The organism is Maritimibacter alexandrii, assembly GCF_005871115.1.
GTDB lineage: Bacteria > Pseudomonadota > Alphaproteobacteria > Rhodobacterales > Rhodobacteraceae > Maritimibacter > Maritimibacter alkaliphilus.
Genome location: NZ_SWKQ01000009.1, coordinates 353,417 through 373,126 on the forward strand (window position 1 = coordinate 353,417; position 19,710 = coordinate 373,126).

Consider the following 19,710-nt stretch of genomic DNA (forward strand, 5'->3'; position numbering starts at 1 on the left):
AAGCACGGCAGCGTGGCAATCAGTGGGCCGTGACCCCCGCGCGTGCGGCGGCCAGCCGCACGGGCTGGGCGTTGCAGAAGACGATCAGGTTGTCGCCGTTTTCGACGGCCTGAAACCCGCGCGCGCGCACTTCGCCCAGAAAACGGTCGCGCCCGACGATCCGGTCGATGTCGCTGATCCGGCGCTTGATGACGCCGCCGGAGGTAGCGGTGTTGGAGGTGAAAGCTGCGGACAGCCAATGGTCGGGGCTCTGAGGCGGGATGAGATGTGTCATGGGTTAACCATGGCCGAGTCGCGGTGAATCCCCGGTTAACGCGAGATCAGATCCTTCTTGAATCCCGCGTGCGTCGCCTTGAACCCCAGCCGTTCATAGAACCGATGCGCGTCACCGCGCGAGGCGTTCGATGTGAACTGCATGAGCGTGGCATCCGCCGCCCGCGCCCGGTCCTCGGCATCGCGCATCATCGCCGCGCCGATCCCCTGCCCGCGCAGGTCCGCGCGCACACGCACTGATTCCACCTGTGCGTGGATCGGCGTGGACGGCGACACCAGGTGGAGGATCGTCAGGTGATAGCAGGCCACGACCTCGCCCGCGCGCCACCCCACGATCAGCTGGGTCGTGCCGTCTGCGATCATGGCGAGGTACATCTGGACCGGATCGTCGTCCCGCACAGGTTGCGCACCCGGCGCACGATCCTCCATGAGCAGGGCCATCACCGCGGGCACATCGTCGGCGCGCGCGGCGCGGAAAGCCACGGTCACCCGACCGCCCCCAGAAAGTCGCGGACGAGCCCTTCGTCCTTCACCCCCGGCGCGCTTTCCACGCCCGACGAGACATCGACCTGCCGTGCACCCGTCAGCTTCGCCGCCAGAGCCACGTTTTTGGGGGTCAGGCCGCCGGCCAGCATCCACGGCACCGTCCAGTGCCGCCCCTGCAAGAGCCGCCAGTCGAACGCCAGACCGTTGCCGCCGGGAAGCTCCGCTTCTTTCGGGGGCTTGGCATCGACGAGGATCTGGTCGGCGACGCCGATATAGTCGTCGATGCGCGCAAGATCGGCGGCATCCGCGATCCCGACCGCCTTCATCACCGGCAGGCCATAGCGCGCGCGCACCTCGGCCACCCGTTCCGGCGTCTCAGACCCGTGAAGTTGCAGCATGTCGAGCGGCACGCGCGATGTGATCTCGTCGAGCAGCGTGTTGTCCGCGTTCACCACCAACGCGACCTTGGCGATGCCCGGCGGCACCTCGGCGGCCAGCTCCGCAGCGAGATCGACCGAGATGTTGCGCGGGGATTTCGGGAAGAACACGAAGCCGACATAACGCGCACCGGCGTCGGCGGCGGCGGCCACCGCCTCCGCGCTCGTCAGCCCGCAGATTTTCACTCGGATGTCGGTCATGGGCGTGTGCTTACCGCCCATCCTCCAGAAGCGCCAGAACATCGTCCTTCGGCCCGGCCTTCTCGCGCTTGAGGCTCTGCACCTCGCCCGCCAACTTCACGGCGGCGGATTTGGCCCGGCGCCCTTCGGCGCGCTGGTTGTGTTCCCGGAACCATTCCCAGACGAACCCGATCATCACGCCCGCGATGATGGCGAGGAAGATGACGATGAAAAGCGGCAGATTGATGGTCCAGCTCCAGCCCAGAAAACCGGCCATTTCTTCCGGCAGCAGACGAAGTTCGACGATGTTGCGATTGGCGAGCGCCACGGTGATAAGCACCACGGCCAGCGCGCCCAGAAACGCGTAGCGAATGTAACGCATGGGAAAGGGCCTTTCAGTTCCCGTTCAGTCGGTCGCGCAGCAGCTTGCCGGTCTTGAAGAAAGGCACGTGCTTCTCTTCGACATCAACCGATTCACCCGTGCGCGGGTTCCGCCCTACTCTGGCATCCCGTTGCTTGACGGAAAAGGCGCCGAAACCGCGCAACTCGACCCGGTCGCCGCGCGCCATCGCTTCGATGATTTCTTCGAAGATGGTGTTCACGATGCGCTCGACATCGCGCTGGTAGAGATGCGGATTTTCGTCCGCGATCTTCTGAATGAGCTCCGAACGGATCATCCCGTCTTCCCCCCGAAGGACTGACCGGCGTTTGTTGGCAGCACGCCGCTTACCCCCTGACTATAGGGGGAAAGATTTCGTCGCGAAACAGCCGAGGCTTGGGCCGCGCGCCGAATTTGGCGGCAAAGTGCCGATTTTTTCATGGAAATCCCGACCGTTAGGTGGTGCGCCCGGCGAAACCGCCCGCCACGACCCCGCGAACCGCATGGTTAGCACCTTATGATTCGGGCGCCGGATCAGTCGCCCTCGGGCGGGTCGGTCAGGACGAGGACGAGCGTGGCGCCGACCGCCCACACCGACACCGACAGCGCGATCGCCATGCCGAGCGAGTAGATGCCGCCGAACATTCCCAAAAGAAACGCGGCCAGACCCAATGCGCCGACGACACCCATCCATTCCTTGCGTTTCTGTCTCATACGCCCCTCCTGAACCAAGTGTATCGCGGTCGGCGCGCCATGTCGCCGCGACAAAAGAAAACGGCCCCGGAACGCTCCGGGGCCGTCTCAATTCTCATCGCTTTACGCGAAAGGCTTATTCGTCGCCCTTGTTGAGCGCGGCGCCGAGGATGTCGCCGAGCGAAGCACCGGAGTCGGACGAACCGAACTGCTCCACGGCTTCTTTCTCTTCGGCGATCTCGCGGGCCTTGATCGACAGACCGAGGCGGCGCGACTTGGCGTCTACGTTGGTCACGCGCACGTCGACGTGGTCACCGACCTGGAAACGCTCGGGGCGCTGCTCGGCACGGTCACGCGACAGGTCGGAGCGGCGGATGAAGGACTTCATGCCTTCGTATTCCACTTCGATCCCGCCATCTTCGATCGCGGTCACGGTCACGGTGATGATCTGGCCGCGCTTCACGCCGCCAACGGCTTCGGCAAACGGGTCGCCGTCGAGCGCCTTGATCGAGAGCGAGATACGCTCTTTGTCCGTGTCCACCTCGGTGACGACGGCTTTGACCACGTCGCCCTTGTGGAACTGCTGGATGGCGTCTTCGCCACGCTGGTCCCACGAGATGTCCGACAGGTGCACCATGCCGTCGATGTCGTTGTCGAGTCCGATGAACAGACCGAATTCGGTGATGTTCTTGACTTCGCCTTCGACCTGCGTGCCCTCGGGGTGCGTCTCGGCAAAGACTTCCCACGGGTTGCGCATGGTCTGCTTGAGGCCGAGCGAAACGCGACGCTTCGCCTGGTCGATCTCGAGAACCATGACCTCGACCTCTTGCGAGGTGGAGACGATCTTGCCCGGGTGGACGTTCTTCTTGGTCCAGGACATTTCCGAAACGTGGACGAGGCCTTCGACACCCGGCTCCAGCTCGACGAACGCACCGTAGTCGGTGATGTTCGTGACGCGGCCCTTGTGGACGCTCTCGAGCGGATACTTGGCAGCGACCAGATCCCACGGATCTTCCTGAAGCTGCTTCATGCCGAGCGAGATGCGGTGCGTCTCTTTGTTGATCTTGATGACCTGAACGTTGATCGTCTCGCCAATCGAGAGGATCTCGGACGGGTGGTTCACACGGCGCCAGGCCATGTCGGTCACGTGCAGCAGGCCATCGACGCCGCCCAAGTCGACGAACGCGCCGTACTCGGTGATGTTCTTGACCACACCCTCGACCGTCTGGCCTTCGGACAGGTTGCCGATGACTTCCGCACGCTGCTCGGCACGCGATTCTTCAAGGATGGCACGGCGCGACACGACGATGTTGCCACGGCGGCGGTCCATCTTGAGGATCTGGAACGGCTGCTTGAGACCCATGAGCGGGCCAGCGTCACGCACGGGGCGCACATCGACCTGCGAGCCGGGCAGGAACGCAACGGCACCGCCGAGATCGACGGTGAAGCCGCCTTTGACGCGACCGAAGATCGCACCTTCGACACGAGCGTCGTCGGCGTAAGCTTTTTCCAGACGGTCCCAGGCTTCTTCGCGGCGGGCCATCTCGCGCGAGATGACGGCTTCGCCACGGGCGTTTTCAGCCGCGCGCAGGTAAACCTCGACTTCGTCGCCGACGGTGATGTCGGGCGCTTCGCCGGGGTTCGCGAATTCTTTAAGATCGACACGGCCTTCCATCTTGTAGCCGACGTCGATGATGGCTTGGCCGGCTTCGACAGCGATGACCTTGCCTTTGACAACCGTACCTTCGTCCGGCGTGTCCATTTCGAGGGATTCGTTAAGGAGGGCCTCGAATTCCTCCATAGATGCGTTAGCGCTCATAAGCGGATCAGTTCCTTTACAGTTCTATTCGGGCCAGACGGTTGTCTCCGCCGGTCTTTCATGGGTTTCCAGACAGGCTCCGCAAAACAAAGAGGGCCGGTTACCCGACCCTGCTCGCTCTCTGGCATGCGGCTTAACGCCTGTCTGGGCGCGCGTATACGGCTCTCGGCCCCATAACGCAAGGGCAAAGCACCTTGACAGGACGGGGAGCGGCAGTGCTTCGATGGCGCGTACGATCAGGAGTTTTTCATGTCGCAGAAGACCATGACACGTCTCGGCTGGGTGTTGTCCGGCCTCTATATCCTCTTCATCCTCGGCGCGTCGGTCTATCCGAAACTGTCCGGGATGCCGATTGCCGACGAAACCATGGTGTCGCTCGGGTGGGAGGGCAGTCCGGTTCTGATGATCGGCATCCTCGAACTGATCTGCGTGCTGCTCTATGCCGTTCCGCTGACGGCGGTGCTTGGCGCGGTGCTGTCGATGGCGATCCTCGGCGGTGCGATGACGATGCAGATCTTCGCCGACATGCCGCTTTTGTCGAACAAGCTCTTCTCCATCTACCTCGGCCTTTTCATGTGGGGCGGATTGTGGCTTCGCTCGCCCCGGCTGCGTGCCCTGTTCCCGCTGGCGCGGTCGCTTTGACCGGCGCGTGAAAGCGGCGGGCGGCCCCGCGCGGCACCTTTCCATGGGGTCTCGATGTCGGGCAGACTGCGCCGGGAAGGGAAGACCATGACCGACACGTTGCACCAGCACCTCGTCACCGCCGAAGCGGCCCTGAACGCGGGCCGGTTCGATGACATGCACGCGGCGCTCGACAAGGTGTTCGCGGCCGATCCCGGCAGCCTCGCCGGTCTGTGGATCTACACCTACGGCACGCCCTATACTCCCGGCGACAAGGTGCTGGCCCGGATCGAAGGTTTCGCGAGGCAGAAGGCGCTGTCGACCCCGCTGCGCGCGCAACTTTTGTTCATGTTGGGCAAGGCCTATGACGATCTCGGCAAACCCCAGCGAGCCTTCGACGCGGTGGTCGCGGCCAATCGCCTGAAAGGCGTCCGATACGACAATGGCGCGATGGCGGCGCTTGCCCGCGACACGCTTGCCGCCGTGCGCGCCGCCCCCGACCTGCGGCTGGACGCGAGACCGCCCCGGATGGTCTTCGTCCTTGGAATGCCGCGCTCCGGCACCTCGCTCATCAGTCAGATGCTCGCCGCACACCCCGAAATCACGAACCTTGGCGAACGGATCGCGCTTGGGCCTGCGCTCATGCGCGACGGCACAGGCCGCAACCCGCACATCGCCTTTCTCGACGGGCTGGACACCGACCGGCTCGAGGCCGCCCGCACCGCTTATCTGCAAGGCGTCCCCAACACAGGCATCTTCGTCGACAAGATGCCCGAAAACTACTATTTCGCCTGGGCGATCCCGATGCTGTTTCCTGACGCGCAGATCATCCACATGCGGCGCGACAAACAGGCGACCTGCTGGTCCTGCTTCAAGAACGACTTCCGCGACGGGCACCGCTACAGCTACGACTGGGGCGATCTGAGCGCGCAATACGACCGGCACCTCGACTTCTGCGCGCTCGGCGCGGCGCGCGCGGGGTCCGCGTGGCATGACATCCACCTCGACACCCTCACAGCCGCGCCGCGCGCCACTTTGACCCCCGTTCTGAAAGCGCTCGGCCTCGACTGGACCGACGCCTGCGCCGCGCCCGAGAAATCCGGGGGCGACATGCCGACGCTGTCCAAATGGCAGGTGCGTCAGGGGATCGACCCGTCGATGGCGCGGGGTTGGCAGGCCTATAAGCCGCTCATCGAGGCCCGGTTCGGCGCATGATCTCGCATCCCCACCGCACGATCTTCGTCCATATCCCGAAATGCGGCGGTCAAAGCGTCGAACAGGCGTTTCTGGACGATCTGGGCCTGACATGGGGCCAGCGCGCGCCGCTGATGCTGGGGCGCAACCCGTCGAAAGCCGTCGGTCCACCCCGCCTCGCCCATCTGTCCGCGCGCGACTACACCCGCCACCACTACGTGACGGATGAGATGTGGGCCGACTACTTCACCTTCACCGTGGTCCGCGACCCTGTCGCGCGGGCCGTGTCGCTGTTCAACCATCTGCGCCCGGTCGAGACTCTAAGGGCGTTCGTCCACGACTGGCTGCCTGCGCAGTTCATGCGCGACCCGGACGACCGCAGCGCCAAGTTCCACTTCGTCCGTCCGCAGGTCGATTTCTTGGCAGGCGACGACGGCACGCTCCTGCCAGACCGGATATTCCACCTCGAAACGCTTGGTCGTGACAGGCCTGCACTTCAGAACGCGGCAAACCTCGGGGCCCCGCTCCCCCATAGAAACCGGAGCGTGGATGGCGCAACGCGCCGGGAACTTGCAGACAAAGACCTAGACCAGATCGTCGTGCTCTATGCGAAAGACTTCGAAGCATTCGGCTACACACAAGACGCAGGCCAACCGAAGCGCCGCCTCTTCCCGCGTTTCGGCAAAGGGGCCTGACGGTCCACCTTCTCTGGTCCACAAATACCTCGGAGGGTGGTTGCCGTTGTCGCGCCATTGGTCCGAGAGACAATGGCGACGGGGAGGCAGCGCCTCCCCCCCCAGCGGGTCGCCCGCGCAAGCGGGCGAAACCTCTCAGGCCCCGCGCACCTTGTTCACCATCGCGACCGCCGCCGCCACCGCCGCCTCGATCGTCATGTGACTCGTGTCGATGGTCACCGCGTCATCCGCTGGCTTCAAGGGCGCCGTCGCGCGGGTCCGGTCCCGCTCGTCGCGCGCGCGCACGTCGGCCAGAACGCTGTCGTAGCCAGCGTCATGCCCGGTTTCGAGCAGTTCCTTGTGCCGGCGCACCGCCCGCACCTCGGGGCTGGCTGTCACAAAAAGCTTCACGGCGGCCTCAGGGCAGATCACGGTCCCGATGTCGCGCCCGTCCAGAACCGCGCCGCCTGCGCGTGCCGCGAAGGCGCGTTGGAAATCCACCAGCGCCTCGCGCACCTCGGGTTCGACCGCCACCTTGCTCGCCGCCTGCGCGACCTTGGGCGTGCGCAGCCCCAGCACCTCGAGGTCCTCGGCGCGCAGCGACCGGGCCGCCGCCACCGCGTCTTCGCCGTCCAGCACGCGTTTGCCCACGGCGCGATAGAGCAGGCCCGTGTCCAGATGGGCGAAGCCGAAATGCCGCGCCACCGCTTTGGAAATCGTGCCCTTGCCCGCTGCCGCAGGCCCATCGATGGCTACCGTGAAGCTCAAACCGCTACCCCTTGCTCGCTCGTGCCCGCGTTTTGAAGAAAGTCGCGACGAGGAGCAAGATCGACACAGGCAGAAGCAGCCATTTGAGCATGGTGGCGGCGCTCGCCCGCCCAATCGTGCCCGGATCGAGGGCGTCGGGGCCGGCGAGCAGGCTTTGCGTGACCAGCGCGTTCTCGGTCAGGTCCGACAGGCCCATGACCACCGGCACCAGAGCAAGCCAGCGCCACGCCCCGCCCCCCAGCCAGATCCCGTAGGCGAAGGTCACACCGAACAGGACCGGCACGGCGACGTCCCATGTCCGCGAGATGCGCGCATAGGCTTCGGGAAACCCCGGCTCGGCCCCTTCGAGCAGCGCCCGGATGTCGTCGACCCCGTATCCCGTTACCCGCAGGTCAGGGATCGCCGCCCCGTTGGTAAGCGCGATCATGTCCTGCCCCGCCCAGCCGACCAGAAGCCCGTAGACCAAAAGCGTCACGGCGAGCAAAAACCAGAAAATCCCGATACGTCCCATGCGTCGCTCCCAATCCCCACCGTCACTAAGCCAGAGGAACGGCGGCGAGGGAACCGCCAATATCAGGCGGTCGAACGCTCGATGGTCGCGCCGAGACCCGCCATCAGCGGCTCGAAAATCGGGAACGAGGTGGCGATGGGTTGGCCGTCATCGATGCTTACGGGCGATTGCGCGGCCATACCCATGACCATGAAGCTCATCGCGATCCGGTGGTCGAGCCGCGCGGCAGCGGTGCCGCCCCCCGGCACAACATCCGGACCCAAGCCGTGCACGGTCATGAAGTCGCGGCCTTCCTCGATGGTGACCCCGTTCGCCTCGAGCCCACGCGCCATTGCGTCGATCCGGTCGCTTTCCTTGACGCGCAGCTCATGCACGCCGACCATCTCGGTCTTGCCGGTCGCAAAGGCCGCGACCACGGACAGCACCGGGTATTCGTCGATCATGGACGCCGCACGCTCTTCCGGCACACGGATGCCTTTCATGTCGGGCGAGAAACGCGCGCGCAGGTCGGCCACAGGCTCGCCCCCCTCTTCGCGTTCGTTCTCATAGGTCAGGTCCGCGCCCATTTCGATGAGCGTGGTGAACAGCCCGGCGCGGGTCGGGTTCAGGCCGATGTTCGGCACCAGCACGTCGGACCCCGGCACGATCAGCGCCGCGCAGACCGGGAACGCCGCCGAGGACGGATCGCGCGGCACGGCGATGGTCTGGGGCTTCAGTTCCGGCTGACCAACCAGCGTGATGACGCGACCCTCGCCCGTGTCCTCGACGCTGATCTCGGCCCCGAACCCCGCCAGCATCCGCTCGGTGTGATCGCGCGTCGCCTCGGCCTCGATCACCACGGTCTCACCCGGGGCATTGAGGCCCGCAAGCAGCACGGCGGATTTGACCTGCGCCGAGGCCATGGGCGTCTTGTATCGCACCGGCACCGGGTTCTTCGCGCCCACCACGGTCATCGGGAGCCGCCCGCCCGTGCGTCCGTAGCTTTGCGCGCCGAACAGCGCGATGGGATCAGTCACCCGGCCCATCGGGCGCGAGCGGAGCGAGGCGTCGCCCGTGAAGGTCGCGGTGATCGGCGAGGTCGCCATGCAGCCCATGATGAGCCGCACGCCGGTGCCCGCATTGCCGCAGTCGATCACGTCTTCAGGCTCGGCAAAGCCACCGACGCCGACACCGTTCACCCGCCATTCGCCGTCGCCCAACCGCTCCACTTCGGCCCCGAAAGCCTGCATTGCCGCAGCGGTCGCCAGCACGTCTTCGCCTTCGAGCAGCCCGGTCACGCGGGTCTCACCCACGGCCATCGCGCCGAGCAGGAGCGAGCGGTGGCTGATCGACTTGTCCCCCGGCACGTCGGCCACGCCCTTGAGCGGGCCGGACTTGCGGCTGGTCATCGGGATCGGGGTGCCGTGGCCGGACATGGAAAGCCTCCTCGCTGCGTTCGGGCGCTGATAGCGCAGGTCAATCGGGGCGTCCACTGGCAGAGCGTCCGGCCCATGCGCCGGACACGAAAAGGGCGCGGACCGTGGCCCGCGCCCCTGCATTGATAGATGGTCGTGAGCCTACAGGTTTTCCGGCTGCGGCATCCCGAGCACGTGGAACCCGCAATCGACGGTGATGATCTCACCCGTCGTGCATTCGCCATAGGGCGAGGCGAGGTAGACCGCCGTGCCGCCGATGGATTCGAGCGTCGCGTTCTGGCGCAGGGGCGAGTTCGCCTCGGTGTGCCGGAACGTCTTGCGCGCGCCGCCGATGGCCGCGCCCGCCAGCGTTTTCATCGGACCGGGGCTGATCGCGTTCACGCGAATGCCCTGCGGGCCGAGGTCGTTGGCGAGGTAGCGCACGCTCGCCTCCAGCGCCGCCTTGGCCACGCCCATCACATTGTAGAACGGCGTCACGCGGTTGGACCCGCCATAGGTCAGGGTCAGGATCGTGCCGCCGTCGGTCATGTAAGGCTCGACCCGCCGCGCCACTTCGATCAGCGAGTAGCAAGAGATATCCATGGAGTTCTTGAAGTTCGCGCGGGAGGTGTTGAGGAACCGCCCGGTCAGTTCCGACTTGTCCGAAAACGCGATGGCGTGGACGAGGAAATCGATCCGGTCCCACCGTTCCCACAAGGCCGCGAAGCCCGCGTCGAGTTTGGAATCGTCGGTCACGTCCATATCGACAAGGATGTCGGAGCCGAGCGACTGGGCCAGCGGTTCGACCCGCTTGCCGAAGGCCTCGCCCTGATAGGAAAAGGCGAGCTCCGCGCCCTCGTCGGCCATCGCCTTGGCGATCCCCCACGCGATCGAGCGATCGTTGGCGACGCCCATGACAAGGCCGCGCTTGCCCTTCATCAACTCACCCATGTCCCCGGTCCCTATCCGTTATATTTGCTGATCAGCATCGACCCGTTGGTCCCGCCGAAGCCGAAGCTGTTGGTCATCACGGTGTCGAGCCCCGCGTTTTCGACCAGTGTCGTCGCGATCTCGCCCTCGTGGATCGCCGGGTCGAGTGTTTCGACGTTGATCGACGGGGTAATGAAATCCTGATCCAGCATGAGGATCGAGAAGATCGCCTCCATCGCACCCGCCGCGCCCTGCGCGTGGCCCGTCATGGACTTGGTCGAACTGATGAGCGGGGTGGAGCCTTCGCCGAAGACGCGGCGCACCGCTTCAACTTCTCCGACATCGCCAACCGGGGTCGAGGTGCCGTGGGCGTTGATATAGCCCACTTTCCGACCTTCGGGCAGCGTGGACAGCGCCAACCGCATGGCCCGTTCGCCGCCCTCGCCCGACGGCGCGACCATGTCGTGCCCGTCCGAAGTCGCGGCGAAACCCGTCACTTCGCCATAGATTTTGGCACCGCGTGCCAGCGCGTGGTCGAGGCTTTCGAGCACGACGATCCCGCCGCCGCCCGCGATCACGAACCCGTCGCGGTCCTTGTCGAAGGCGCGCGAGGCCTTGTCGGGCGTGTCGTTGAATTTGGACGACATCGCGCCCATCGCGTCGAAGAGGCAGGACAGGGTCCAGTCGAGCTCTTCCGCCCCGCCCGCGAACATCACGTCCTGCTTGCCCATCATGATCTGCTCGGCGGCGCTGCCGATACAGTGAAGCGACGTGGAACAGGCCGAGGTGATCGAGTAGTTGATGCCCTTGATCTTGTATTGCGTGGCGAGGTTCGCGCTGATCGTCGAGGACATGCATTTCGGCACGGCGAGCGGGCCGATGCGCTTGGGCGAACCGGATTTCAGAACCGTCTGGTGGGCCTGAAACATCGAACTGGTCGACGGGCCGCCCGAGCCAGCGATCAGCCCCGTGCGTTCGTTGACCACATCGGAGTCGTCCAGCCCGGCATCGGCAATCGCCTGCCCCATCGCGAGATAGGCATAGGCCGCGCCCGGCCCCATGAACCGAAGCGCGCGCTTGTCCACATTTTCCTTGAGGTCGATATCCACCGCCCCCGCGATCTGGCTGCGAAAGCCGTATTCGGCCATGTCCGCATTGGCGGTGATGCCTGAGCGGCCAGCCTTCAGCGACTGCGTGACCTCTTCGGTGTTCAGACCGATGGGGGACACGACCCCAAGACCTGTCACGACGACACGTTGCATTTCTGGCTCCTTATCTGGTGCGCCCGTCCCCGGATGGTTTCGGTCAGCTTTCCGAAAGCGCGACCTTCATGTCCTTGACCTGATAGATGACTTCGCCGTCCGCTTCGACGATCCCGTCGGCGACACCCATCGTCAGGCGACGGGTCTGCACGGCTTTCGTGAAGTCCACGTAATACGTCAGTTTCTTGCGGTCGGGCCGGACCATGCCGGTGAGCTTCACCTCACCCACACCCAGCGCATAGCCGCGCCCCTGCCAGCCGCGCCAGCCGAGGTTGAAACCGGTGAGCTGCCACAGTCCGTCGAGGCCGAGACAACCGGGCATGATCGGGTTGCCGGGGAAATGGCAGTCGAAGAACCAAAGATCCGGCACGATATCGAATTCCGCGACCACGTGGCCCTTGCCGTGCTTGCCGCCATCGCCGGAGATATCGGTGATCCGGTCCATCATCAGCATCGGCGGCGCGGGAAGTTGCGCGTTTCCTTCGCCGAAAAGCTCGCCGCGGGCGCACTTCAGCAGGTCGTCCTTGTCGAAACTCGTTGGATACTCTGCCATCAGGCCCCCTGGCTACGTGTTATGAACGGTACATCGGTTTGCTTCGGCCCGTCTATCACCCGCGCGAAGTGAGTGGCAAGTGCGGCGCTCCTGCCCTGCCTTCACGGTGGGTGCGGGGAATCCGATTGAAATGCACAGGTATTGTTGACTATATATACCGCCAGACGAAGTCAGAGGGTGAAGATGACCCACAGCCAGTCACAGGATATGGGCCGCAAGTGGCTCGAAAGCGCCGGGCTGCGCCCGACGCGGCAGCGCGTGGCCATCGCGGCGCTGCTGGTCGGCGACGGCGAGCATCGGCATGTCACCGCCGAAAGCCTGTTCGACGCGACGCGCGAGGCCGGTGAAAAGGTATCGCTTGCGACGGTCTACAACACGCTTCGGTCGTTCTCCGAGGTCGGGCTTCTGCGCGAAATCCTCGTGAACGGCACCAAGGGCTACTTCGACACCAACACCACCAACCACCCGCATTTCTTCTGGGAAGATTCGGGTGAGCTGATGGATGCGCCCGAGGAAGATCTTGAAATCGCGGCCCTCCCCGCGGCGCCGGACGGGGCCGAAGTGTCGAAAGTCGACGTAGTGATCCGGCTGCGCGCCAAACGCTGATCAGCCGGCCGCGCGATCCTCGACCACATTGATGGATACGTCGTGCTCGATCAGCGCCTTGGCAGCGATGAGCACCTGACTGAACCCGCCCGTTGAATCGATGGCTTGCGCCGCCTGTGCGGCCTCGTCGCCCTCGAACCCGGTTTCGGTGACTTTCACCTCGGTCATCGGGCCCTTCTCGATGAAGGTCCACGACACGTCGGTCATCTGCGTGCCGTCGCCCCAGCGGATGTCGATGCGTTCGCCCGGCATCGCCTCGACCACCTCGACGGTGATGGGATGGGCATCGGGCGCCGTGCCCACGTACCACGTCAGGGTCACGCCCTTCTCGATCGGGCCGGACACCCTGGGGAACCAGAATTCCGTCATCCGGTCGGGGGTCGCGAACGCCTCGTAGCATACGAGCGGAGGCGCGGCGATCATCGTGGCGGCTTTAGCCATTACAGCGGTCATGGCGTCCTCCTTCCTTGTCTGTCGAAGGGAAAACGCCGGGCCGCCGGGGGGTGTTCCGCCTTGGCATCGCCGTCGGCGGAGACCCCCGGTCGGGTCGGATCAGGCGATTTCGACCAGTTCGATATTGAACGTCAGGTCTTTGCCCGCAAGCTGGTGGTTGGCGTCGATCGTGACCTTTTCCTCGGTCACGTCGGTCACGGTCACCGGGATCTGGCGCCCGTCCGGCGTGGACATCTGAAGCATGATGCCGGTTTCCAGCGGGATGTCGGCGGGAATGTCGCCGCGCGGAATCTCGGTCACACCTTCGGGATGATGCGGGCCATAGGCCTCGTCCGCCGGGACCGGAACGGTTTTCTTGTCGCCGGGCGTCATGCCGGGGATCGCCTTGTCCAGTCCGGGGATGATCTGGCCCGAGCCCACGGTGAATTCGAGCGGATCGCGCCCGTCGGAACTGTCGAAGACGGTGCCGTCGTTCAGTGTGCCGGTGTAGTGAATACGGACGGTGTCGCCCGATTTGACTTCGGTCATAAGTGCCTCGTTTGGTCGGGAGTGAGTTCGGCAAGGCCACGCGTGAACGCGCGGGTGCTTGCGGGGTTCCCCCTAAACATAGGCGCATGTGATTTGATGTAAACCCGGGGCCTCTGCTTCGCCGCGCCGCGCTCACCACGGGCCTCAACCAGTCAGAACCACTGCCCCGGCTCCATCAACCCGAGGTCCAGAAGCTGCTGCGACGTCCAGTCGAACGGCACCGAGTTGTGCCATTTGAACGTCGGAATGTCGAAGGTGGACCCCGCGTTGGACTTCAGCGCCTTGGCGGTCCGAAAGCTCACGATCGCCGCCGTCAGGTTGTTGTGCCACGGACAGGCGTAGGTGTTGTATTCCTCGTCGTTGAACGTGTGGTCCGCGCGCAGAACCAGGTCGGGCCGGGCCTTGAACAGTGCGATCCGGTCGATCTTGCGCCGGTCCTTGGGCACGTGTTCCTCGAACCGCCAGCGCAGGCCGCCGAAGAAATCGAGCTGCCGCTCCTTGGGGTAATTGTTGTTCTCAGGGTCCGGGCGCCCGAGCGCATAGTAGCCCGACTTGTCGAGCCAGGCGTGATCGAGCGACACCGCATCGGGATAGCGTTTGAGATCACCGGCATAAAGGTCGACCACATAGGCCAGCATCGCGCTGCGCCGTTCCTCGGTGTGAAACACCAGAAGTTCGTTGACGTTGCGCGTCTCGCAGAACGGAAAGAACAGGTATTCGGCGTTGTAGCAGTAATAAAGCCAAGTGCCCTCGGCGATGTCGATAACGGCATTCACCGCCTTCTGCACGTCGCCGACATGCAGCACCGGATAATCCACCCGGTGAATTTCCTGTTCGAGCGAATGGGTCAGGTCCAGTTCCCGCGGCGCGAACAGAACGATCCCGCGAAACCCGGTCAACTGATGGTAGCGGATCGCGCTTTCGACCTCGACCAGATCCTCGACGAAGATCAGCGCCACTGGCCCCTTCGCAAAGGCCGCTTTGCCCCGGTCGATGAACTGTGCGAGCGATGTGTAACGCATTCTCTGCCCCAAATGCCCCTTGTGGCGGGGTCTGGGTAAACTTTCCCTGAACGCCCGCGCCAATGCAACCGTTGCGGCGATAGGGCAAACGCGTTACGACGCCGCCTTGATCGAAGGCCCCGGAGAACGCGCGACATGACCGATCAGAGCACGGACCCGAAGAAACTGTTCATCCGCACCTACGGCTGCCAGATGAACGTCTACGACAGCGAGCGCATGGCCGAGGCCATGGGCGGTCAGGGCTATGTCGAAGTCGGCTCGCCGGACGAGGCCGACATGATCCTTCTGAACACCTGCCACATCCGCGAAAAGGCCGCCGAAAAGGTCTATTCCGAGCTGGGGCGGTTCAAGGATCTGAAGGATGCGAAACCGGACCTGAAGATCGGCGTCGCGGGCTGCGTGGCGCAGGCCGAAGGGGAAGAGATCATGCGGCGTCAGCCGATGGTCGATCTTGTCGTCGGCCCCCAGACCTATCACCGCCTGCCCGAGATGGTCGAAAAGGTCGGCCGGGGCGAAAAGGCGCTCGATACCGACTTCCCGCTCGAGGACAAGTTCGAGGTTCTGAAGAACCGCCCGACCGCCAAGCGCGCGCCGACCGCGTTCCTGACCGTGCAGGAAGGCTGCGACAAGTTCTGCGCCTTCTGCGTCGTGCCCTATACGCGCGGTGCCGAGGTCAGCCGCCCGCCGGAGCGCATTCTGCGGGAAGCGCGCGAGCTGGTCGAACGCGGGGTGCGTGAGATTACCTTGTTGGGCCAGAATGTGAATGCCTATCACGGCGCGGGCGACGGCGGCGACTGGTCGCTCGCGCGGCTCATCTGGGCGCTGAACGACATCGACGGGCTGGAGCGTATCCGCTTCACCACCTCGCACCCCAACGATATGTCCGACGACCTGATCGCGGCGCATGGCGAATGCGCGAAACTGATGCCCTACCTGCATCTGCCGGTGCAATCGGGGTCGGACCGCATCCTCAAACGGATGAACCGCAAGCACACCGCCGAAGAATACCTGCGGTTGATCGAACGCATCCGGGCGGCCCGCCCCGACATCCTGATCTCGGGCGATTTCATCGTCGGCTTCCCGGAAGAGACCGATCGCGATTTCGAGGACACGCTCGACCTGATCCGTGCCGTGAATTATGGGCAGGCCTTCAGCTTCAAGTATTCCTCGCGCCCCGGCACGCCCGCCGCCGAGCGTCCGCTGGTGGACGAGGCCGAGGCGTCGGACCGTCTGCACCGCCTGCAAGCCCTCATCAACGAACAGGCGCGCGGCGTGATGGACGGCATGGTGGGCCGCGAAATCGGCGTTCTGTTTGAAAAACCGGGCCGGATGGAGGGCCAGATGGCCGGGAAATCCGACTACCTTCACGCCGTTCACGTGAAAGCAGAGGGAATCGCCCCCGGCGACCTCAGACGGGTGAGAATCACCGAGGCCGGGCCCAATTCACTGGCCGGCGCCTTGGTGTAGGGCCCACTCACTAACACTAGGAATTGTGTGGATTTTCCCAGCAATCACTAGCAATCCACATATATGATACAGAATGTCCACACAGCTTGGACAAATTCAATCTGCCCAGCATTTACATAAAGACTTTCATCGGTTTAACCTTCCTCCAATAGATATCGCGCCGTCGCCACACGGCCATTTTTTGGGGGATCAGGAGTGAAGTACCGGGTTATTTCCAGTCTCAGAACGCTGGCTGCCGCAGCCGTTCTGGGGCTCTCCGCTGCTGCGGGGGTCACGACCCCAGCCGCAGCGCAATCGCAAGTGACAGTCACCGGCAAGATCAACTGGGGGCTTTGGGTAGACCCGGATGGATGCATGCATTGGTGGGCGGACGGTGGCGTCGAAGGGTATATGGTGTCGCGCCGCGATCCCAAGACCGGGCGCCATATGTGTCTGGAAAAGAACACCTGTGCCGTTCAGAACACGGATGTCCTGTTCAAGACCGACAGCTACCAGCTGACCGCACAGGGCCAGCAGTGGCTGCGCCAGTTCTTCGCAAGCGCCGGCGCCTTCGCCTATGCCGTTTACGGGCATACCGACAGCCGTGCGTCGGACGAATACAACATGCGCCTGTCGCAGAACCGCGCCAACACCGTGGCCGGTGTCGCGCGCCAGTCGGGGGCGGTCGTGGACCGTGTCGTCGGCTTCGGCGAGCGCCGTCCGATCGCGCCCAACAACTCTGCGGCCAACATGCAAAAGAACCGCCGCGTGGAAATCGTCTGCTACAGGTACCCGAACCCATGAAAATGAAGACCGCACTTATTGCGCTGCTCGCGCCTGTCGTCGTGGCAGGCTGTTCGGCCACCGCCTATGATGGCGGCGCGCCCAAGCTGATCGCGACCAACGTCGACCGCACCATCGGCGACTCCCCCGGCCCGCGTGACGGCATCGCCGCTGTCGCGGTTCTGCCCGACGGCTGCGAAGCATGGATCACCGACGACGGCCTCGAAGGCTACGGCGGCGACCGTTCGGACCCGAAATCGGGCCTGCCGCGCTGCTCCAACGAACTTCCGCGCGGCGCCGTGATCGGCGAATGGCGCGTGTCGCCGGACCTTCCGGACTATCTGCCGCGCTGATCCGGCACGACCGAAGACATCGACAAGGCCCGGCCAAGTGCCGGGCCTTTTCCTTTGCCGCACGCCCCGGCAACGACTCGTTCAGCCTCGGATGGATAACATCACAGGGCGCGGGAACCATTCGCGCCCGTCGGGGCTTTCATTTGTGCACACCGCTTAATCCGAAGCCGACCCGAAAGCGCCCTTTTTGTATCAGTTGCGTAATTTTCGCGCACTAATGCTTGCGTGTGCGAGGGGTCGGAGGCACCATCATTAGTACAGGCACCCGTGATACGGAGACATACTTGGGACTAGATGCGTTAAACCCGCCGAAACCCGAAGACATTCACGAAACCCTGCTGGAGTTTCCCGACAACCGATTGCTCATCGACTTGTGCGGGGAATTCGACCGAAACCTCGCCCAGATCGAACACCAGATGAACGTGCATATCCTGCGCCGTGGCAACCAGCTTGCCGTCGTCGGTGACGGAGAGGCGCGTGGGCAGGCGGCAGCAGTCTTGCAGGCGCTTTATCAGCGGCTCGAACAGGGCAAGCAGATCGAGGCCGGAGACATCGACGGCGAGATCCGGATGGGCCACCACGAAGACGGTCCCGGCCCGGATGCGCAGCTTGAGATGTTCAAGGGCGGCCGGGTCGAGATCAAGACCCGCAAGAAGCTGGTCGAACCGCGCACGGACGCGCAGAAGGCCTATGTGAAAAACCTGTTCAAACGCGAACTGGCCTTCGGCATCGGACCTGCGGGCACCGGCAAGACCTATCTCGCCGTCGCCGTGGGGGTGAACCTGTTCATCTCGGGCCATGTCGACAAGATCATCCTGTCGCGCCCCGCCGTCGAAGCGGGCGAGCGTCTGGGCTTCCTGCCCGGCGACATGAAGGAGAAGGTCGATCCTTACATGCAGCCGCTTTACGACGCGCTGAACGACTTCCTTCCGGGCAAGCAGGTCGAAAAGCTGATCGCCGAAAAGCGGATCGAAATCGCGCCGCTGGCCTTCATGCGGGGGCGCACGCTATCGAATGCCTTCGTGGTGCTGGATGAGGCGCAGAACGCCACGACCATGCAGATGAAAATGTTCCTGACCCGGCTCGGCGAAGGCTCGCGCATGGTCATCACCGGCGACCGCAGTCAAGTGGATCTGCCGCGCGGCGTGAACTCGGGCCTGCACGATGCCGAAACGCTTCTCAAGGGCATCGACGACATCGCGTTCAACTACTTCACGGCGAAGGACGTGGTGCGCCACCACCTTGTCGCCAAGATCATCGAAGCCTACGACGCCGCCGACCCGGCCAAGGGCTAGAACAAGGTACTCATCGCTCGTTGTTCTTGCCGTCCAAGTGGAACTCGCAGAATTGCGCTAATAGACATAGGGAATGAATATGAACCCATACTATGAAAACGCTTTATGGAAATGACCGAGAACTTGCTACTTCCCCGTGAAGAATGCCCAGTTTGCAGATCAAGAGATATCAAGAAAATTTATGAAGAGCCCTATACTTCAGATCGCGTTGTGTCCCAAATCCGCAAGGCATTTGAGTCGGGCGACCCGGCGCCAGAAAGGCTAGCCGAAGAAGCCTTCGTTCTCGCGCAATGCAATGCTTGCGATATGATCTTTCAAACGCGCGTTCCTTCGGATGCCTTTGCTGAAGAGGTTTACGGTCGTTGGATCAACTCGAAAAACTTGTTCAGGGACAAGTACGCACGACAGTCAATCAAGCATTTCGACACCATCAATAGGCAAGTGCGCGCCTGCATGTCACTAACTAAGAAACATGCGCGGGATATACGATTTCTTGATTTTGGAATGGGATGGGGTGACCACTGTGCAGCGGCAGCCGGAATGGGAGTGAAAGCAACAGGTGTCGAACTTGCCGCCGAAAAGGTTGAATACGCAAAAAATCGGGGGCTGGAAGTGATTGCTTCAACTGAAGGACGCCAATTCGATATCATTTTCAGCAACCAGGTTTTTGAGCACCTATCTTTTCCTCAAGACATGATTCGCTTGCTGGCTGGCTCACTAGCTCCCGGCGGCGCGATTGTGTTGGCCACGCCGAATGGTGCTCCGCTCTATAAAGCAGCAAAGAAGGGACCTTTGTCCGAAGGGGTCGTGCGTGAAAATGGAAAACTCTGTGCTCCGGTGGACCACATTAATGTTTTCTCGCAGCAGACCTTAAACCGACTTGGGGCAACCGTCGGCCTTAAGTCCACGACATTTTCACCACTACGTGAATGGAGGACGAAGACATTGCCCGTCTTAAAGGGTGAAATCGTGGAGCGGCTTGGTCTGAAACAGCCGTCCAGTGTTTGGGCTGCACTGCTTTCCGATTGATCCGCCCAAGCCAAGTCTCGC

General features: G+C 63.5%; 25 protein-coding genes. 9 read left to right on the forward strand and 16 right to left on the reverse strand.

Going from position 1 to position 19,710, the window contains the following annotated elements:
- Positions 1-19 precede the first annotated feature (19 nt).
- The 7 genes from FCT00_RS02515 to rpsA all read right to left on the reverse strand — a co-directional run bounded on the left by FCT00_RS02515 (position 20) and on the right by rpsA (position 4,267).
- The gene (locus FCT00_RS02515; protein ID WP_138421717.1) at positions 20-274 is read right to left on the reverse strand and encodes an N-(5'-phosphoribosyl)anthranilate isomerase; all 255 of its coding nucleotides are present in this window, start codon (positions 272-274) and stop codon (positions 20-22) included.
- Positions 275-309: 35 nt separating this feature from the next.
- Positions 310-762: a GNAT family N-acetyltransferase gene (locus FCT00_RS02520; RefSeq protein ID WP_138421718.1), complete on the reverse strand. Its 453-nt coding sequence runs from the start codon at positions 760-762 to the stop codon at positions 310-312.
- A complete protein-coding gene (locus FCT00_RS02525; RefSeq protein ID WP_138421719.1) occupies positions 759-1,397 on the reverse strand; it encodes a phosphoribosylanthranilate isomerase in 639 nt (212 codons plus the stop codon). Before FCT00_RS02525 ends, FCT00_RS02520 begins: the two co-directional genes overlap by 4 nt.
- A 10-nt stretch (positions 1,398-1,407) precedes the next feature.
- Positions 1,408-1,758: a lipopolysaccharide assembly protein LapA domain-containing protein gene (locus tag FCT00_RS02530; RefSeq protein WP_008334269.1), complete on the reverse strand. Its 351-nt coding sequence runs from the start codon at positions 1,756-1,758 to the stop codon at positions 1,408-1,410.
- A gap of 13 nt (positions 1,759-1,771) precedes the next feature.
- Entirely contained in the window at positions 1,772-2,053 is a 282-nt protein-coding gene (ihfB, locus tag FCT00_RS02535; protein WP_008334268.1) for an integration host factor subunit beta, read from the reverse strand.
- Between the two features lie 236 nt (positions 2,054-2,289).
- Complete coding sequence (locus tag FCT00_RS02540; protein WP_138421720.1) at positions 2,290-2,469, reverse strand: hypothetical protein; 180 nt, start codon at positions 2,467-2,469, stop codon at positions 2,290-2,292.
- 115 nt (positions 2,470-2,584) lie between these two features.
- Positions 2,585-4,267 (reverse strand): 30S ribosomal protein S1, encoded by a 1,683-nt coding sequence (gene rpsA, locus FCT00_RS02545; protein WP_040885185.1) that lies wholly within the window; start codon positions 4,265-4,267, stop codon positions 2,585-2,587.
- A 249-nt stretch (positions 4,268-4,516) separates the two neighbouring features.
- Here rpsA and FCT00_RS02550 point away from each other — a divergent pair, with 249 nt between their 5' ends.
- The 3 genes from FCT00_RS02550 to FCT00_RS02560 all read left to right on the forward strand — a co-directional run bounded on the left by FCT00_RS02550 (position 4,517) and on the right by FCT00_RS02560 (position 6,777).
- Entirely contained in the window at positions 4,517-4,909 is a 393-nt protein-coding gene (locus tag FCT00_RS02550) for a DoxX family protein (RefSeq protein ID WP_138421721.1), read from the forward strand.
- 87 nt (positions 4,910-4,996) lie between these two features.
- A complete protein-coding gene (locus tag FCT00_RS02555) occupies positions 4,997-6,103 on the forward strand; it encodes a sulfotransferase family protein (RefSeq protein ID WP_171042860.1) in 1,107 nt (368 codons plus the stop codon).
- Positions 6,100-6,777 (forward strand): sulfotransferase family 2 domain-containing protein, encoded by a 678-nt coding sequence (locus tag FCT00_RS02560; protein WP_138421723.1) that lies wholly within the window; start codon positions 6,100-6,102, stop codon positions 6,775-6,777. The genes FCT00_RS02555 and FCT00_RS02560 overlap by 4 nt, the downstream gene beginning before the upstream one ends.
- 135 nt (positions 6,778-6,912) lie before the next feature.
- On the opposite strand, the gene cmk is transcribed toward FCT00_RS02560, so the two are convergent.
- The 6 genes from cmk to fabA form a co-directional block, all read right to left on the reverse strand.
- Complete coding sequence (cmk, locus tag FCT00_RS02565) at positions 6,913-7,524, reverse strand: (d)CMP kinase (RefSeq protein WP_138421724.1); 612 nt, start codon at positions 7,522-7,524, stop codon at positions 6,913-6,915.
- A gap of 4 nt (positions 7,525-7,528) precedes the next feature.
- The gene (locus FCT00_RS02570) at positions 7,529-8,035 is read right to left on the reverse strand and encodes a hypothetical protein (RefSeq protein ID WP_138421725.1); all 507 of its coding nucleotides are present in this window, start codon (positions 8,033-8,035) and stop codon (positions 7,529-7,531) included.
- A gap of 62 nt (positions 8,036-8,097) precedes the next feature.
- Complete coding sequence (gene aroA / locus FCT00_RS02575) at positions 8,098-9,450, reverse strand: 3-phosphoshikimate 1-carboxyvinyltransferase (RefSeq protein ID WP_138421726.1); 1,353 nt, start codon at positions 9,448-9,450, stop codon at positions 8,098-8,100.
- A 141-nt stretch (positions 9,451-9,591) separates the two neighbouring features.
- Positions 9,592-10,380, reverse strand: a complete 789-nt coding sequence (locus FCT00_RS02580) for an enoyl-ACP reductase FabI (RefSeq protein WP_138421727.1) — start codon at positions 10,378-10,380, stop codon at positions 9,592-9,594.
- Positions 10,381-10,391: 11 nt separating this feature from the next.
- Entirely contained in the window at positions 10,392-11,621 is a 1,230-nt protein-coding gene (locus FCT00_RS02585) for a beta-ketoacyl-ACP synthase II (RefSeq protein WP_138421728.1), read from the reverse strand.
- Positions 11,622-11,664: 43 nt separating this feature from the next.
- Positions 11,665-12,174: a bifunctional 3-hydroxydecanoyl-ACP dehydratase/trans-2-decenoyl-ACP isomerase gene (fabA, locus tag FCT00_RS02590; protein ID WP_008334239.1), complete on the reverse strand. Its 510-nt coding sequence runs from the start codon at positions 12,172-12,174 to the stop codon at positions 11,665-11,667.
- 183 nt (positions 12,175-12,357) lie between these two features.
- Between fabA and irrA the strand changes: the two genes are divergently transcribed.
- Complete coding sequence (irrA, locus tag FCT00_RS02595) at positions 12,358-12,780, forward strand: iron response transcriptional regulator IrrA (protein ID WP_008334240.1); 423 nt, start codon at positions 12,358-12,360, stop codon at positions 12,778-12,780.
- Here irrA and FCT00_RS02600 read toward each other — a convergent pair whose 3' ends face one another.
- The 3 genes from FCT00_RS02600 to FCT00_RS02610 form a co-directional block, all read right to left on the reverse strand.
- Positions 12,781-13,233: an SRPBCC family protein gene (locus FCT00_RS02600; protein ID WP_040885177.1), complete on the reverse strand. Its 453-nt coding sequence runs from the start codon at positions 13,231-13,233 to the stop codon at positions 12,781-12,783. It abuts the gene before it with no gap.
- A 99-nt stretch (positions 13,234-13,332) separates the two neighbouring features.
- Positions 13,333-13,761 carry an FKBP-type peptidyl-prolyl cis-trans isomerase gene (locus tag FCT00_RS02605; RefSeq protein WP_008334242.1) on the reverse strand — a complete coding sequence of 143 codons (429 nt, stop codon included), beginning with the start codon at positions 13,759-13,761 and terminating at the stop codon, positions 13,333-13,335.
- A gap of 152 nt (positions 13,762-13,913) precedes the next feature.
- A complete protein-coding gene (locus FCT00_RS02610) occupies positions 13,914-14,783 on the reverse strand; it encodes a hypothetical protein (RefSeq protein WP_138421729.1) in 870 nt (289 codons plus the stop codon).
- Positions 14,784-14,918: 135 nt separating this feature from the next.
- Between FCT00_RS02610 and miaB the strand changes: the two genes are divergently transcribed.
- From miaB to FCT00_RS02635, 5 genes are all read left to right on the forward strand, one after another.
- Positions 14,919-16,250, forward strand: coding sequence for a tRNA (N6-isopentenyl adenosine(37)-C2)-methylthiotransferase MiaB (miaB, locus tag FCT00_RS02615; protein WP_008334245.1), 1,332 nt, complete (start codon positions 14,919-14,921; stop codon positions 16,248-16,250).
- Between the two features lie 195 nt (positions 16,251-16,445).
- Positions 16,446-17,033 carry an OmpA family protein gene (locus FCT00_RS02620; RefSeq protein WP_050771986.1) on the forward strand — a complete coding sequence of 196 codons (588 nt, stop codon included), beginning with the start codon at positions 16,446-16,448 and terminating at the stop codon, positions 17,031-17,033.
- Positions 17,030-17,365, forward strand: a complete 336-nt coding sequence (locus FCT00_RS02625; protein ID WP_008334249.1) for a hypothetical protein — start codon at positions 17,030-17,032, stop codon at positions 17,363-17,365. Before FCT00_RS02620 ends, FCT00_RS02625 begins: the two co-directional genes overlap by 4 nt.
- Before the next feature lie 284 nt (positions 17,366-17,649).
- Positions 17,650-18,660 (forward strand): PhoH family protein, encoded by a 1,011-nt coding sequence (locus tag FCT00_RS02630; protein WP_040885179.1) that lies wholly within the window; start codon positions 17,650-17,652, stop codon positions 18,658-18,660.
- 105 nt (positions 18,661-18,765) lie between these two features.
- The gene (locus tag FCT00_RS02635; RefSeq protein ID WP_138421730.1) at positions 18,766-19,689 is read left to right on the forward strand and encodes a class I SAM-dependent methyltransferase; all 924 of its coding nucleotides are present in this window, start codon (positions 18,766-18,768) and stop codon (positions 19,687-19,689) included.
- Positions 19,690-19,710: the final 21 nt, after the last annotated feature.

Bases quoted from the DNA above. Each gene is read 5' to 3' on its own strand.
- FCT00_RS02515 (WP_138421717.1), bottom strand. From the start codon at position 274: ATGACACATCTCATCCCGCCTCAGAGCCCCGACCATTGGCTGTCCGCA.
- FCT00_RS02525 (WP_138421719.1), bottom strand. From the start codon at position 1,397: ATGACCGACATCCGAGTGAAAATCTGCGGGCTGACGAGCGCGGAGGCG.
- FCT00_RS02530 (WP_008334269.1), bottom strand. From the start codon at position 1,758: ATGCGTTACATTCGCTACGCGTTTCTGGGCGCGCTGGCCGTGGTGCTT.
- ihfB (WP_008334268.1), bottom strand. From the start codon at position 2,053: ATGATCCGTTCGGAGCTCATTCAGAAGATCGCGGACGAAAATCCGCAT.
- FCT00_RS02540 (WP_138421720.1), bottom strand. From the start codon at position 2,469: ATGAGACAGAAACGCAAGGAATGGATGGGTGTCGTCGGCGCATTGGGT.
- rpsA (WP_040885185.1), bottom strand. From the start codon at position 4,267: ATGAGCGCTAACGCATCTATGGAGGAATTCGAGGCCCTCCTTAACGAA.
- FCT00_RS02550 (WP_138421721.1), top strand. From the start codon at position 4,517: ATGTCGCAGAAGACCATGACACGTCTCGGCTGGGTGTTGTCCGGCCTC.
- FCT00_RS02555 (WP_171042860.1), top strand. From the start codon at position 4,997: ATGACCGACACGTTGCACCAGCACCTCGTCACCGCCGAAGCGGCCCTG.
- FCT00_RS02560 (WP_138421723.1), top strand. From the start codon at position 6,100: ATGATCTCGCATCCCCACCGCACGATCTTCGTCCATATCCCGAAATGC.
- FCT00_RS02570 (WP_138421725.1), bottom strand. From the start codon at position 8,035: ATGGGACGTATCGGGATTTTCTGGTTTTTGCTCGCCGTGACGCTTTTG.
- aroA (WP_138421726.1), bottom strand. From the start codon at position 9,450: ATGTCCGGCCACGGCACCCCGATCCCGATGACCAGCCGCAAGTCCGGC.
- FCT00_RS02580 (WP_138421727.1), bottom strand. From the start codon at position 10,380: ATGGGTGAGTTGATGAAGGGCAAGCGCGGCCTTGTCATGGGCGTCGCC.
- FCT00_RS02585 (WP_138421728.1), bottom strand. From the start codon at position 11,621: ATGCAACGTGTCGTCGTGACAGGTCTTGGGGTCGTGTCCCCCATCGGT.
- fabA (WP_008334239.1), bottom strand. From the start codon at position 12,174: ATGGCAGAGTATCCAACGAGTTTCGACAAGGACGACCTGCTGAAGTGC.
- irrA (WP_008334240.1), top strand. From the start codon at position 12,358: ATGACCCACAGCCAGTCACAGGATATGGGCCGCAAGTGGCTCGAAAGC.
- FCT00_RS02600 (WP_040885177.1), bottom strand. From the start codon at position 13,233: ATGACCGCTGTAATGGCTAAAGCCGCCACGATGATCGCCGCGCCTCCG.
- FCT00_RS02605 (WP_008334242.1), bottom strand. From the start codon at position 13,761: ATGACCGAAGTCAAATCGGGCGACACCGTCCGTATTCACTACACCGGC.
- FCT00_RS02610 (WP_138421729.1), bottom strand. From the start codon at position 14,783: ATGCGTTACACATCGCTCGCACAGTTCATCGACCGGGGCAAAGCGGCC.
- miaB (WP_008334245.1), top strand. From the start codon at position 14,919: ATGACCGATCAGAGCACGGACCCGAAGAAACTGTTCATCCGCACCTAC.
- FCT00_RS02625 (WP_008334249.1), top strand. From the start codon at position 17,030: ATGAAAATGAAGACCGCACTTATTGCGCTGCTCGCGCCTGTCGTCGTG.
- FCT00_RS02635 (WP_138421730.1), top strand. From the start codon at position 18,766: ATGGAAATGACCGAGAACTTGCTACTTCCCCGTGAAGAATGCCCAGTT.